Annotated in this window: 8 protein-coding genes and 1 pseudogene; 5 read left to right on the top strand and 4 right to left on the bottom strand. The window is 56.8% G+C overall.

Annotation, left to right across the window (positions count from 1 at the left end; all coding sequences use genetic code 11):
• Positions 1 to 258: 258 nt before the first annotated feature.
• The 3 genes and pseudogenes from PSTU_RS0110425 to PSTU_RS0110415 all read left to right on the top strand — a co-directional run bounded on the left by PSTU_RS0110425 (position 259) and on the right by PSTU_RS0110415 (position 2,406).
• Complete coding sequence (locus tag PSTU_RS0110425) at positions 259 to 828, top strand: hypothetical protein (RefSeq protein ID WP_019340971.1); 570 nt, start codon at positions 259 to 261, stop codon at positions 826 to 828.
• A gap of 152 nt (positions 829 to 980) precedes the next feature.
• Positions 981 to 1,190: pseudogene (locus tag PSTU_RS20670) on the top strand (helix-turn-helix domain-containing protein); the annotation flags it as partial.
• Positions 1,191 to 1,572: 382 nt separating this feature from the next.
• A complete protein-coding gene (locus PSTU_RS0110415) occupies positions 1,573 to 2,406 on the top strand; it encodes a hypothetical protein (protein WP_019340969.1) in 834 nt (277 codons plus the stop codon).
• A gap of 254 nt (positions 2,407 to 2,660) precedes the next feature.
• Here the strand turns inward: PSTU_RS0110415 and PSTU_RS0110410 are convergent, their stop codons facing one another.
• The 4 genes from PSTU_RS0110410 to PSTU_RS0110395 form a co-directional block, all read right to left on the bottom strand.
• Complete coding sequence (locus tag PSTU_RS0110410; protein ID WP_085990187.1) at positions 2,661 to 4,526, bottom strand: hypothetical protein; 1,866 nt, start codon at positions 4,524 to 4,526, stop codon at positions 2,661 to 2,663.
• 27 nt (positions 4,527 to 4,553) lie between these two features.
• A complete protein-coding gene (locus tag PSTU_RS0110405) occupies positions 4,554 to 5,306 on the bottom strand; it encodes a hypothetical protein (protein WP_019340967.1) in 753 nt (250 codons plus the stop codon).
• A gap of 259 nt (positions 5,307 to 5,565) precedes the next feature.
• The gene (umuC, locus tag PSTU_RS0110400; RefSeq protein ID WP_019340966.1) at positions 5,566 to 6,822 is read right to left on the bottom strand and encodes a translesion error-prone DNA polymerase V subunit UmuC; all 1,257 of its coding nucleotides are present in this window, start codon (positions 6,820 to 6,822) and stop codon (positions 5,566 to 5,568) included.
• Positions 6,810 to 7,235, bottom strand: coding sequence for a LexA family protein (locus tag PSTU_RS0110395; protein ID WP_019340965.1), 426 nt, complete (start codon positions 7,233 to 7,235; stop codon positions 6,810 to 6,812). The genes umuC and PSTU_RS0110395 overlap by 13 nt, the downstream gene beginning before the upstream one ends.
• 627 nt (positions 7,236 to 7,862) lie before the next feature.
• On the opposite strand from PSTU_RS0110395, the gene PSTU_RS0110390 reads away from it, so the two are divergent.
• Both PSTU_RS0110390 and PSTU_RS0110380 read left to right on the top strand, forming a co-directional pair.
• Positions 7,863 to 8,273, top strand: a complete 411-nt coding sequence (locus PSTU_RS0110390; protein ID WP_019340964.1) for an antitoxin Xre/MbcA/ParS toxin-binding domain-containing protein — start codon at positions 7,863 to 7,865, stop codon at positions 8,271 to 8,273.
• Positions 8,274 to 9,417: 1,144 nt separating this feature from the next.
• The gene (locus PSTU_RS0110380; protein WP_019340962.1) at positions 9,418 to 13,101 is read left to right on the top strand and encodes a patatin-like phospholipase family protein; all 3,684 of its coding nucleotides are present in this window, start codon (positions 9,418 to 9,420) and stop codon (positions 13,099 to 13,101) included.
• The last annotated feature ends 11 nt before the right edge of the window (positions 13,102 to 13,112 follow it).

Genomic DNA, 13,112 nt, shown 5'->3' with positions numbered 1-13,112 from the left:
GTTTTCCGCGCATGCGCGGAAAACCAGGTCGATACGCCGAGTATTCTCATACGGATTCCGCGCATGCGCGGGTTGGAAGCGCTGCAGCTTCCAAAGTCGAGATCATCCCCCTCCAGGCACTAGACATAGGGCCGCCCGCTCACTATTCGATAATATTTTCGGTGCCTAGGCATATCGAACTGGAATCGGTGCACTTGCTCTGAGCACTACCTCATAGAGCGGTGAATTTCTCGCCTGCTCAAAATGGAGGAAATGCACATGCGTAAAAGCGACTGGAAAGCCCAGGTCGGCCAGTTCAGCGACCGCGAAATAGCGAGGAGGTTTGGGGTGGGAGCGACTACCGTCCGCCGGTATCGAAAGGCCAACGGTATCGCCGAATTCAGCTTCAAGCTAGAACTTACACAATCGCTGATTGAGCGGCTGGCAGTACAGACGGACTACAGCCTATCCAAAGACCTCGGTATTCCCGCAAAAAGTATTAAGGAGGCTCGAACTGAGCTTGGTATTCCGGAGCCAAAACCCCTCCGGCCTAAGTTCCAACCGCTTGAGGAAATTTGGAACGAGCAAACGATCGCGCTTCTTGGCACTATGCCCGACTACGAGTTAGCCGATAGGCTAAAAGTTAGTAACTACCCAATCAAAGCGAAACGAAAAGAATTGGGAATAAAAGCATTTGAAAAATCATATCCAAAAATCACTGCTAAAATTGCAGCCGAGTTTGGTTTGACCTCTGACCGTATTTTAGCCGAGCGCCTAGGCGTTTCCCCCAGCTATATCCGTAGAGCGAGACTTAGATGGCTGGCGAAAGACGAACGACCTACCGTATAATTTTCATTAACTAGCTAACCCAAAGCGCCGTATGCTTTGCATAGCGGCGCGACTATCAGGTGTTATCCAGCCCGCCTCGGGAGCACCTAATTTAAAAATAGCGCTCTGGCTTATGCAGGTACAGTGCATCCATTAATGTCGAGGCAGTTTTAATGAAGATCAAGCCGATTCGTACTGATGGTGACCTAGCTACCGCTTTGGCGCTTTTGGAGCAACTGTGGGGTGCCCCGATCGGTACGCCAGAGGGTGATGCGCTAGAAGCGCTCGCAGCGTTGATCGAGAAATATGAAGACGAACACTATCCGATCCCACGTTCTGATCCCGTCGAGGCCATCAGATTCCGAATGGAACAGCATGGGCTCGGAGTGATCTAGCGCTCCCTGGGCATTCGCTCCAACCGACGCCATCCAGCCGCGCGAATCCCGCAATCGACAAGATGCTAGAAGCCTAGGGTCCGTAAGCCTCGCGATGGAGTAACAGGCTGATCACGACGTCCGTGATGACATCCATTTGATGTTCTCACTTCCAAGCAACCTACGGCTGCTTTCGGCCAATAGCCGCCCTTCGCATAGGATCGCTCGCCTCCAAAGCTGAGAGCGTTGGCTCAAAATCATCATCGTTGTCAGAGGTTTATCAGCGCATATATCAGGTGAAAATAAACCAGCTACAGTTGGAGTTCCTTTCCGAATCTAGTAGGCTTTGAAAACCGCCACTTATCAATCTAATTAGGGTATCGAAATCCTCATGGATGACAGCTACGAGATTGGCCATAGACTGATTGTCGTGGTCCCGGATAAAACAGCTGAAGCAATGCGCGAAGTCCAGATGGCACAAGTAGCACCTGAAGAGAGCTTCGTAAAAAAAATCGCTAATTCAGTCTTCTCTTTTTATGGTGAGCCGTTTGCAATTACTCTCGGCAAGCAAGCCGTAGAACTAATCAAAACGATCATGGATGCTCTAGATAAAGGGGCTGATCTCACCACTCTTAGCTATTCCGAATCTAAGAAAATGAATCTTATTTTTCCGCCAGGTCATCCGCGAGAAAATGTTGTTTACGCTCAACATCCAGCAAATCATCTGATGTACTACACCGCTAGCTCGTTCCACCGTCAGGCATTCGAGCATAAGTTTGCGGAGGTGATAACTCTTCTATCGAGCCTTGGCGCTAATGAAATTAAGGTTGAGCATATCAGCGGCTGGGATCAAGAGTTTTCAGCTGGTCTCGGCGTTACAATCCCGACTGGAGATTCTGCTTCGATCGGCGCCGGAAAAAATGGAGCAGAGAACTCCGCAATTATTTTTGACGCAAAATTGACAGGACATGACGATCCATCAATCCCTGAAAATTTGACTTGGTATCCTCACGAAGCTCTTTGGCAGACTGTTGCTACCGCTCGCGTAAACAACGGATTAAAGAATTTCAATCTGTCACTAACGTACTCGGACGATTACGGGCTGAATGCTGGTTTTAAAGCCACTATAAAGGGCACCGGATTAGATTTGGGCGGAAAATTTGAAGAGCATCAATCTACTGTTTGGAAAATAACCGGTACTTTTGGACCAGAAAAATTACAGTAAAGCGCAGTGATTTGACTCGTTGTTTGGACACAAAGGAAACGGATCTATTCATAGGGCAATCTGCTTTTGGCTGTTTTCAGTCGATCGTAACCGACAGAAATCGGCCAAAAGCAGCCTGTCGCCTGCGTCAGCTTTAACAGCCAATATAAGCCCTTCGAGAAATGAATTGCGGTGTCTACGAAATCAGGGGCAATTCAGCCCCATGTGGAGCTCATTACAACCTCCAGATTAAGCCAACTCCTAAGCACTGCCCATTAGCTCGCAATTTCTTGAATCGCTCCTGCTATTACTGAGCTCCAGTGCGGGGCAAGAGGGACGCACGTGAGGTGGAAAATAAACCAGCACGCGTAAATGCATGAAGGCTCATAGCATTGGGCCGTTGAGAGCTTACCGTGCGCCACTTCGTGCCTTAGCATCGGGCCACCTTTGAGGTTGAACAGGATGTGGAAGATGTACGTGTTATCTACCCCGAACACCTGCTCTATCTCTTCCCAGTAGTTCTTGAGCAACAGCTTGAGCGACTGATCTTCTTGGGTGAGATCATTATTCAGCTTGGCGGTATTCGATCTACGGCTGCTCAGCACATATCTGAGGGCGTTCTCAAGCTGTGGTATCAACAGGTGAGCTGCCGATACCATGTCCCCCTGTACAAGCTTAGAAAAGCCCTGGGAGAAAACTGCCTCGAACCCTGGCGGCACGAATTCACTGCTAGAGACAATAGGCTCAAAATGCCGATCATCAATGAGCTGACAACGGCTCATCGTAATGCACGCAGGCCGAATAAAAGCCTCTGTCGCTATGTGATAATGAAGTCCCGCCTCACTAAGGCTTTCATGATCAAACCACTCCTCTGGCGGTTCACTGCCATGCGGCACATGCGCTGCTGTCGCGATCACCTTTCCTCGCTCATCGACGTAGGACTTACCGGACATCGACGAGAAGAAGTATTTGTCTCTCTTCGCTAAGCAGTTCTTATGGAGGGCAACTTTGTCTGGGGCACGGCATGTGAATGCCAGTCGAAGCAGCATTTCGTGAACATCAAGCGGCTCAAATTCTTCTATCGTCGCCCGGCGCTCATCCGTTAAATCCATCGGCACACTGAACGAGCCAAACTCGGAAAGCGAATCCTCCTCATGCTGTTGGAGCTCCGTCTTGAGGGCCTCGATTCTCTCCGCCGGGCCGCCAATTGCACGGAGTTCACCAATAGCACTGCGTGTCCATGAGGCTTTTGCCATGGCGGTGCTGACTGCGTCCCGCATCCGTAGCGTCTGCTCGACCGCATTCACCTTGCACCTGAAAGCAGACTCCTTGTCGTCCACCTTAAGATAAGCACGAGCCGCATGGAGCCACACCCTCTTCACGGCATCGGCATACAGCCGATCTTTCGTGGCGTTGGCCATGTCTTCAGCGGCGCTAGCAATGTCTTGCCACCCAAGTAACCCACAGGACTGGGCAATGGGTGACAACCTCACGAAGGCGACGAGGCACTCATTGTCCTTGGCCGTTTCATAGGCCAGCTTCAGCACCGCCTTGGCACTGTCTGGGATCTCTTTGCGCTTGCCAGCAGAGGCGTAGATCGCGAATGCCCGATCGATGAGGTCAACCACCTTGAATGGCACCGCAAAATCCGACTCGTATTGATCGAGCAGCTCTCTTTTGAAGAAGAGCTCTACCGTATTCAAATACGAACTGGCGGCAAGCGCGGCGACAGTGTGGAGCCCTCGGTTGACGTACCAGCAGCTATCAGCGATTCGGGCCCGAAGCAGGGGGTGGTCAATCTGCTCGGCTATCTGGACAAGAACTCTCTGCTGCTCGCCCAGGTAATCACTCGGGATAAGCGTCCGCTTGCCCTTAAAAATGATCTGGGGAGAGAAGGTATCTGGCCTGCCGGGATTGAAGTGGTAGCTACAGACAACCGCCAAGACGTTGAACGCCCTAAAAGCAGCGGCATCGCCAGCGTTTGCTGCGGTCTGAGCCGCCTCTCTAAACGCCCGCTCCAGCGTATGAAAGTGCAACGAGTTGCTCATCGCCATGATTGAGGCTGGATTGATATGTGCGAAATCGTCCAGAGTCGCCAGATCCATCAGCGACTTCTTCTTATCTTCATCTTTGTTAGACACAAACGCACCTCACTCGCCCAGGTTGGTTTACAGGGTCTCTTCAGTGGCCAAACCAGCCATAAATGATTCTAAACACCTGTTGAATTCTGACAGAGACAAATGAGCAGTAGCATCATTCCTCCTGAGCTTGCTTCTAAGGCCCGCCAGTTCCATTTCTAAGGGCTTTTGCTCATTCAGTAAATCCTGAACTCGATCTAGGCAGGATATTTTATGTTTATACTGCCTACTAAGCTCGACGAATTTCCAGTACTTCCCTTTAGCAATATTGGTCTTCCTTTGCCCTAAGTGTAAAATTGACTTCTCACCATACGCACTCAGATTTAAGTAGAAAATGATTTGCTTCTTAAATACTTCGTGAAAATTTTCCCCCGTTATATGGGCGTCGCTACCACTAAATAACTTTTCAATGAACGGAAAGTTTTCCCGATTCTCAAGCCTGAAGAACATGGGGCGCGATAGCAGCGCATTCTGACGGATGGATATATTTTCAAATTCCAGAAAATAGTTATATACCTCATGCATGAGAGTATTTATCTGATCACCTATGTCCGCTAGGTTTTTTTCGCCTCTCTCAATTTTGTCCTTGAGGCTCTGTGAAAACTTGCCGATGTCGGACTTTCTCTCCGACAAATCGTGCGCATAGCTGGCCAAAAAATCAGATAATGACTCACTTCCGGACTCGGATAAAGATTTGGCAGCCGCCAACATTTCATCGGCTGCGCCCTTAAAATCACAGTTCCCTATCTTTAGGTTTACTGACGCCAACTGCTCCTGGTTCATATTGTTCTTCCTTGGTCATACATTCATGAGGGAGGGGTTGCTTATATAGCAGATTACCGACTGAATTGTGCAGTGAACCGCAGGAGCCCCTGTATACCGGCAGTTCCAGGCAAAGCACCAAGCTCGAATCAAAGGCGTGTGAAACCCGAAAACTGAGATCCCGATGCAGAAGGTCAAGCTGACAACGGAGATACCACCCTGAAGATTTTGAGTGTCTACTTCTGGCCGATAGCTGTCGCTCAGCAATCCCAAGCGACGCTCATCTCACTACCATCAACTCATCCCACCGCGTCGTGTACCGCTGAGACATCATCTCGCGCCGCATCGCCCACTTAGGGGCTGCGGGAATACGACCGAGTCGCACTGTACCCCTGCCCTCTTGGGCGTTGATCCGGTCGACTACATCCATCAGCCGATCGGCACCCAGGCGAGGTGCGGCTGCGAATAGGTCGTCGGTAAATTCCCCACGTTGGCGAAGGTCCATCAGCAGCACCTCGGCTTTGCTGTAGGCGTAGCCGGGGCGGTAAATGGCATCCAGGCCGCGAACCGCCGCGGCGGCAAGCACACGGGTGTCGTCGGTGGGGTACGGCAGAGGGCAGTTGATGGCGTTGGCGTAGCGCGGCTGGTTGGGGTTGTGCATACCTGTGCGGATGGCCACCTGCAGGGTGCCGGCGAGGCTACCCTGGGCGCGCAACTTTTCCGCCGCCTTAGACACGTAGGCGGCAACCGCCTGGCGGATCGGCGGCAGTTCGCGCACCCGAGCACCAAACATCTTGCTACTGCAGATCATCTGCCGCGGCGGCTCTACCTCCGCAAGGTGCAGACACGAGATCCCGCGCAACTCGCGAGCCGTTTTTTCCAACACCACACTGAACTGCTGGCGTAGTGACGCCGGGTCGTACTGCGCCAAGTCCCAAGCCGTCTTGATGCCCAGCGGCTTAAGCCGCGCGGTCAGCCGGCGACCGACGCCCCACACTTCGCTCACCTCGGTTATCTGCAGCAGTCGATCGCGCCTAGACGGGTCGCGAAGGTCAATCACCCCTTCCGATTTACGCCAGGTCTTGGCCGCCCAATTGGCCAATTTTGCGAGCGTCTTTGTGGGCCCGATGCCAACGCCCACTGGGATGCCGGTCCACATCAGCACACGCGCCCTCGCCTCGCGTCCTAGCGCAGCCATGTCACCTGGCAGGCCGGTCAGGTCGGCAAATGCCTCATCAATGCTGTACACCTCCAATCGCGGAAACATCCCCTCGAGCGTGGTCATCACGCGCGCACTCATCTGCCCGTAAAGCTCATAGTTGCTTGAGAAGCAGACCACTCCCCAATCCCGCAACTGGTGGCGCCATTTGAAATACGGTGCGCCCATAGGGATACCCAAGCGCTTGGCCTCGTGGGTGCGAGCAATCACGCAGCCGTCGTTGTTGCTCAGCACCACAACGGGCACGCCGTCTAGCCAAGGTCGGTAAACCCGCTCACAGCTGGCGTAAAAGCTGTTGCAGTCGATCAGCGCGAACATAGGCTGTGCAGGTTATGCGTGGCCACGCCCCACACATGCAATGATTCGGTCACGGCCACTGCCCTGTAATCAGGGTTCTCGGGCTGCAGCCTCACTCCCGCGGCGGAGATTTGCAGTCGCTTGACCGTCATCCCGCCATCCACGTACGCGACAACGACGTTGCCCGACCGCGCCTCCAGGGCGCGGTTGACCACCAACACGTCCCCGTCATAGATCCCGGCGCCGATCATGCTTGGCCCGCTCACCCGTACCAGATAGACGTTGGGTGCCCGCAGGTCGACCAAGTCGTCGATCGACAGGGTTACCTCCTCATAGTCGGCAGCGGGTGATGGGAAACCCGCCGGCACTCGGCTGTCCACGTATTGAGAGAAAGTTTTGGCGGGGCCGAGACGCCCCAGAATAGTGACCCGCATTCTCGTACTGCTCTGCGATAACTGTATAAATATACAGATATCAGAGCCGCATCGCGCGGGTCAATTCAACGGCGATGACCGGAGGGCCTATGTGTGGACGATTCACCCAGTACCGGACGGCGATCGAGTACCTCGAGGCGCTGCGCTACAACGTACCGCCCCGCTCCCGGGTGCTCGTCTTCTTTGGGTGGGCGAATCGACGCCGCCTCGTGCGGCTACGAGACAGCCGCACAGAATGAGTCATGGGGCACCACAACCCTCCGGAGACGTTCGCGAATGAATCCGCAGCCATTGCCGCGGGCTACAGGATGGCAGCGACTGTCGCCAGTTTCCGGTCAGCGCTCAGCTAATTCCGGTCAGGTAGTCGACCTCCCTGTCGGCTCTGGCGGGCAGCCGATGCCCTCAACAGCGCCTGTGGGAATGCTGCACGAAAAGTCCGTACCCCAGCAACGGCGCGGGTTGAAGCCATGGTACAACCTTGACTGCATTCTCGGGGCGCTCATGAAATTCCTGTGGGCGCGACTTGGCTCCATCAAGGTCCTGCGTCGAAATCCGTAAGTCGGTGCGTAGCGCGCCACGCTCGTTATAGTGGAAGGGTTATCCCATAGCGAAGCCTAGGTCTCTAACGTGACTTTTAAAAATGAAGATGAAATTTCAGCCCCTGATACTCCGCTTGCAGGCAAGGTCGCGCTGACCTTTTTCTTCAACCTTATGAAGAAATGGGGATGCTCTGAGGATGAGCAGAAGGTTTTGCTCGGAGGCATCGGCGACGCCGCGTACCACGAGTACAAGAGGTTGCCAGAGGTATGCCTGTGCCACGATCTTCTGGTGCGGATTTCCTACCTGATGGGGATCCACAAATCCTTGAGGCTGATCTTCAGTAACCATGCCGACTACGTCTATCAGTGGGTAAAAAAACCCAATGAAACGCACCCTTTCAATGGCCAAAGCGCTCTGCAGTTCATGCTGTCTGGGCGCACTGCTGAACTGGCCGAGGTGCGCCGCTACCTAGATTCGGTACGGGAGCTACCTATCTAAATAAAGCTTTTCGTAACGCATCGAAGCATGCTGGAATTTCTGTCGGCGCAGCTACGTCTCTTGAGCGAATCCACAAGAAAAGCAGCGTTTAACTGAAGGGCCGCCCTAGGTAACCTTTTTTGGCGGCATCGAACCAGCCAAGCGGCCCCCCGGCTCCATATCTAGACCCGCAGCGCCGGCAGCGGCGGCAATAGCTAATAAGCGCCCTTGAGCACCATGGCGCTTAGCCAACACCAAGCGCGCTTCATCCTGGTATCGAGCTATCATTTCAGCTTTAGATTCACGTTTCCGCTGTTTCATCGAAACCTCACGTTGCTCCGATAGCATACTACGATAGCTGCCGCTGCAATGAAGCGCCGTGATAGAAGACACTCAGCATCTGCCCTAACCAGCCGCTGACTCTCGTTCAGTCTTTCCAACGACTCAGAGCGCGGAATCACGATTACGCCCCTTTCTAGGCTCCCGCCATTCTGCCCACTGGCATAGCCCACGTCGCGATTACCAGGACCACCAAGGCCCATAGCAGCCATTGCTGGGCTTGGTATTGACCGCTTTGCCAGAGACCGGCGCCACCGCCAAGCATCGTCACACAACTATCTCATCAGCGTGCTCTCGTTGACTACATACGAGATATCACGACAACGGGATGCTCGGCTGTGCTATGGCCTAGCTAGGGATTTTTCGGCTCCCAGATTAGGAAATGAAGGAGGACACTCCGCAACTATCACCTTCGCACGCATCCCGCGGTCGAGGGATGCGCCATTCATTTTTATCGCGCCCCCTCTGGCCCTTTGACACGTTACAACTATGCCCTCCACCAATGGGGGCGATAGATCGCTAAGCACACGTGCGCAGCAGCGTGACGTGCAGGGCCGATAATCGAGTTTTAGCAACCAGTCTGAAGGTTTGCTTCGTTTTGACCAGCGGGATATTGCAAAACGGGAGGCAGTGCCCGAGCATTATCAAAATGCCACCATGGCCGACTAACAAGGCCAGACGACTATTTTTCTTACCACCACGTCCTTGCAGACACTGTGCGAATGGCCCAGCGCAATAACGCCAGCCATCTGCCGTATCGCACAGACACTCTCTAGAGCATCTCGTCGGGGGTTCCGGCGACGGACGTCTTCTCAAGGAACAGAGCATGAAATTCAACAAACTAGGCCTCACCCTCTCCGGCGGCGGCGGCAAGGGCGCCTACCAGATTGGGGTCTGGCAGGCCATGCGCGAGCTCGGCCTGGACAGCCAGCTGAGCGCCATAGCCGGCACCTCGGTGGGCGGCCTCAACGGAGCCATGTTCGCCCAAGGCAAGTTCAACCAAGCCCGCGACATGTGGCTGAACATCGAGAGTCGCAACATGCTGACCGTGCAGGACGTTCCCGGTCTGGCCGCGCAGCTGGCATCAATGGCTACAGGCAGCGTGATGGCGCAGGCTATTAGCCACTTCGTCAGCACCAAGGGCTTCTTCAAGCAGGACGGACTGAAGAGCATGATCAGCGAGGGCCTTAATTCCGGTCGGTTGGCCTCCTCGGCGCTGCCGCTGACCGTGGCGCTTCATAACACCGAAGCCAACCGAGTCGACTACTTGGAGGTGCGCGACGCGCATACCGCCGCAGAGATGCTGCTCGGCACCGCCGCCCTGCCGATGATTTTCGACGAGGTGCGCATTCAGGGCAGTATCTACAGCGATGGGGGCTTCTACTGGGGCCTGCCGCACAAGAACGTCGACAACACCCCGATCATTCCGCTGATCAAGTCTGGTTGCGACACCATCATCGTCGTCTACCTGTCGCCCGATGATCTGAGCATCGACCCGCGCCACTATCCGGGTGTGCGCATACTACCGGTGGTGCCGACGCGCAGTCTCGGGGGCGTCAACGCCACCCTCGACTTCTCCAACCAGGGTGCCGCGCGGCGAATGGAGCAGGGCTACAACGACGGCCTGCAGCTGTTCCGCCACCTCGAACTCTTCCTCAGCAACGAGGCCCAGTACGAAGCTCTCTGGGAGCGTGCGCGCCTGAGCGCAGAAGAAGAACGCAAGAGCGCCCAGCAGTTGCAGGCTATGGATCGCCAACACGGCCAGACGGTCTACGACATCCACGACTTCGACCGGACGATCCGCAGCGACGACTTCAGCCAAAAGCCCGAGCTGGCCGACGACGATGAAACGCCGCTGGCGCTCGACCAGCTTGCCCTGGAAAACACCGCGCTGCTCGCCGACATCGAGCGCTGTCAGATCGAAACCGCTGTCGACAGCTTCATCGCCCAGAATGCTAACAACCGCCGCAAGGTGGAAGGGGCCGTGCTGGATGCCCTCAGTGCCCTGTCGCCGGTCACCGGACGCGCTAACCATATGCGCGAGCAGGGCGTGCTGTCGCGCCTGTGGGGCACGATTACCGGAAAAAGCCAGCAGATCGCCGCAGAGAACGACCGCGACCTGGCCCAGGCGCAGTTCGCCGCCCTGCGCTTGATCGCTGCCGTGCAGGAAAAAGGTGCGGTTACTCTCGAATTCGCATGCGCCCTGCAGAACCGCCTGAACAGCGCCTTCGGCGAGATCCAGCGTCTCGGCAAACGCCACAACCGCGACCTGCGCCGCGTCTACCGCTCGCTGGCCGGGGTGTACTGCAAGCTGCGTGAGCGCCTCAGCCAACATGAGGATCGCCTTAGCACGCTGGAGCGCCAGGGCCGTCTGCATAACTGGCTGCTGCACCCCAACCGGCCGCGCCTCGACGGCCAGCCGCTGGCCAGGCTGCCGGTGCCGCTGCGCCTGGCCTGCATCGCCAACGATTTCTACCTGCTGACCGAGGGCAACTGGTCGCCGGCCGAGCTGGTCAGCCTCAAGGAGATGTGCATCAACACCGGCCTGGATGACAGCCAGCCAATACGGATCGCCGATTTCTGCGCGCAGTTGAGCGAACAGCCCGAGTGCGCGCGAACTATGACCGAGCGCCTGGTGATCCTGCCCGAGGCCGACCGGCAGCCTGGCCAGCCGGCCCGCTGGCTGCGCGACCTGCGCAACCAAAGCGCCGAACCGATGAGCAGTGAACAGGCCCTGACGCTCTGGGGCTATGGCTCCGCCGCCGAGCTGCCGGCCTGGGACTTCCTGGCCGAGCTGCTCTATCACCTCAAGGTCGCGGGCTTCTCGGTGGTGCACGGCAGCGACCTCAGCCGCTTCAAGGCCGGCTGGCTCGACCAGCTCAAGGTACTCGACGAACTGGTCGGCGAAAAGATCCTGCCTAACGGGTTCCGCGGCGAAATCGTCGAGCTGCGCGAGGCCATTAGCGGCTTCCATCTCAAGGTGCCGCTGATTGGCAAGTTCAGCGTCGGCAAGTCCACCCTCCTCAACTGCTGGCTGGGCGAGGACATCCAGAAGGACGACCTGGGCGCCTGCACCAGCCTGGCCACCGAATTCCATTACGCCCTGCCGGGCGAGGAGAAGCTGGTAATCCACTGGCTGGACGACTTGCACAGCAGCGGCCTGCGCCGCGAGGAGCGCGAGCTGGCCGCCTACCGGCCGCTGCTAGAAAACCCGCGCACCGACGCTCAGCCGCCGTTGTTCGTCGAGCTTCACCTCAATCGCAGCGCACTGGCCCGCCACCCGGATCTGATTCTGGTCGACACCCCCGGCTTCGGCTCCGGTAACGGCAACCACGAGCGCGCCCTGCAGCAGTACATTGGAGAGGGCGCGGCCTGCATTCTCTGCGTAACCCGCAGTAGCCAAATAGGCATCGACGAGCTGGGCTTCATCAACCGCCAGCGCTCGCTCGGCCAGGAGTTTTCCCTGCTGGTCTGCCAGGAGGCGCTCAACACGCCCAGCCAGCGCGAGGCGCTGCGACGCCAGCTGGCCGAGCAGGCCGGCCTCGACCCCAGCCATCCGGTGCGCGGCTGCTCAGCACGCGAGGGCGACCTGAGCGGCTTAGACGACCTGCTCGCCCAGCTGGAAACCCGCAAGGCCGCGCTCTTCCAGCAGCACCTGGCGCCGCGGGTGGAATACCTGCTCGGCCGGGCCGAGCGGCTGATCCGCCAGCAATTGGCCCTGGACACCACCCGCGACGACCTGCTCGACCAGCGCAAGCTGCTCGAACGCAACCGCGCCCGCTTGGAAGAGAACTACGCCAGCGAACAGGAGAGCCTGCTGCGCGATTGCCGCGGCCCGATCACCCGCCAGGTGGTCGCCACCGTCAACAGCTACCTGCGCAGCCGGCGCAGCGCCTACGCGCAGATCCTGCTAGGCGGCCAGAGCATCGGTCCGCTGCTCACCGCGGATGCGCGCAACGCCTGCCAGCTGGCCGTCGACCAGAACCTAACGCCGCGTCTCAAGGATGCCTGCCAGAACCTCGGGAGTCATATCGAGCTGAACGCCTTCGACGGCCCAACGTTAGCCGGCGACGGCCCGATCGGCATTGCACAGGACCAGAGCGTCGTTGGCGCGACGTTGAGTGCCGCTACCGGTGCTGCAATAGGCAGCATGATTCCGCTAGTCGGCACCCTGATCGGCGGCCTGCTCGGCGGTGTGATCGGCCTGTTCGTCTCGGGCACCAGCAAAGAGAGCGAAGCTGAAGGCCGTGCTAACGAGGCCATTGAATCGATCATCGGCCAGTTGCAAGCAGCGATTCCCGAGCTGCTGGAGAAGCACGCCGGACAATTCCTGGCCGCTATGCGCGACAGAATTTCCGCCCAGCTCGATGTGCAGCGGGAGAACATCGAGCGCATCGATCAGCAACTGAGCGCGGATGAGCTGCGCAAGCAGCAGATCAAGGAACGGGGCGAACAGGCTCTCGAGCGGGTGGCCAAACTGGTCGCCCAGCAGCCGGCGCTGGCCGCCTGACAGGAGCATTT

It is taken from the genome of Stutzerimonas stutzeri SDM-LAC, assembly GCF_000235745.1.
Classification (GTDB): domain Bacteria; phylum Pseudomonadota; class Gammaproteobacteria; order Pseudomonadales; family Pseudomonadaceae; genus Stutzerimonas; species Stutzerimonas stutzeri_H.
This window is presented reverse-complemented; position numbering and strand designations above follow the sequence as displayed.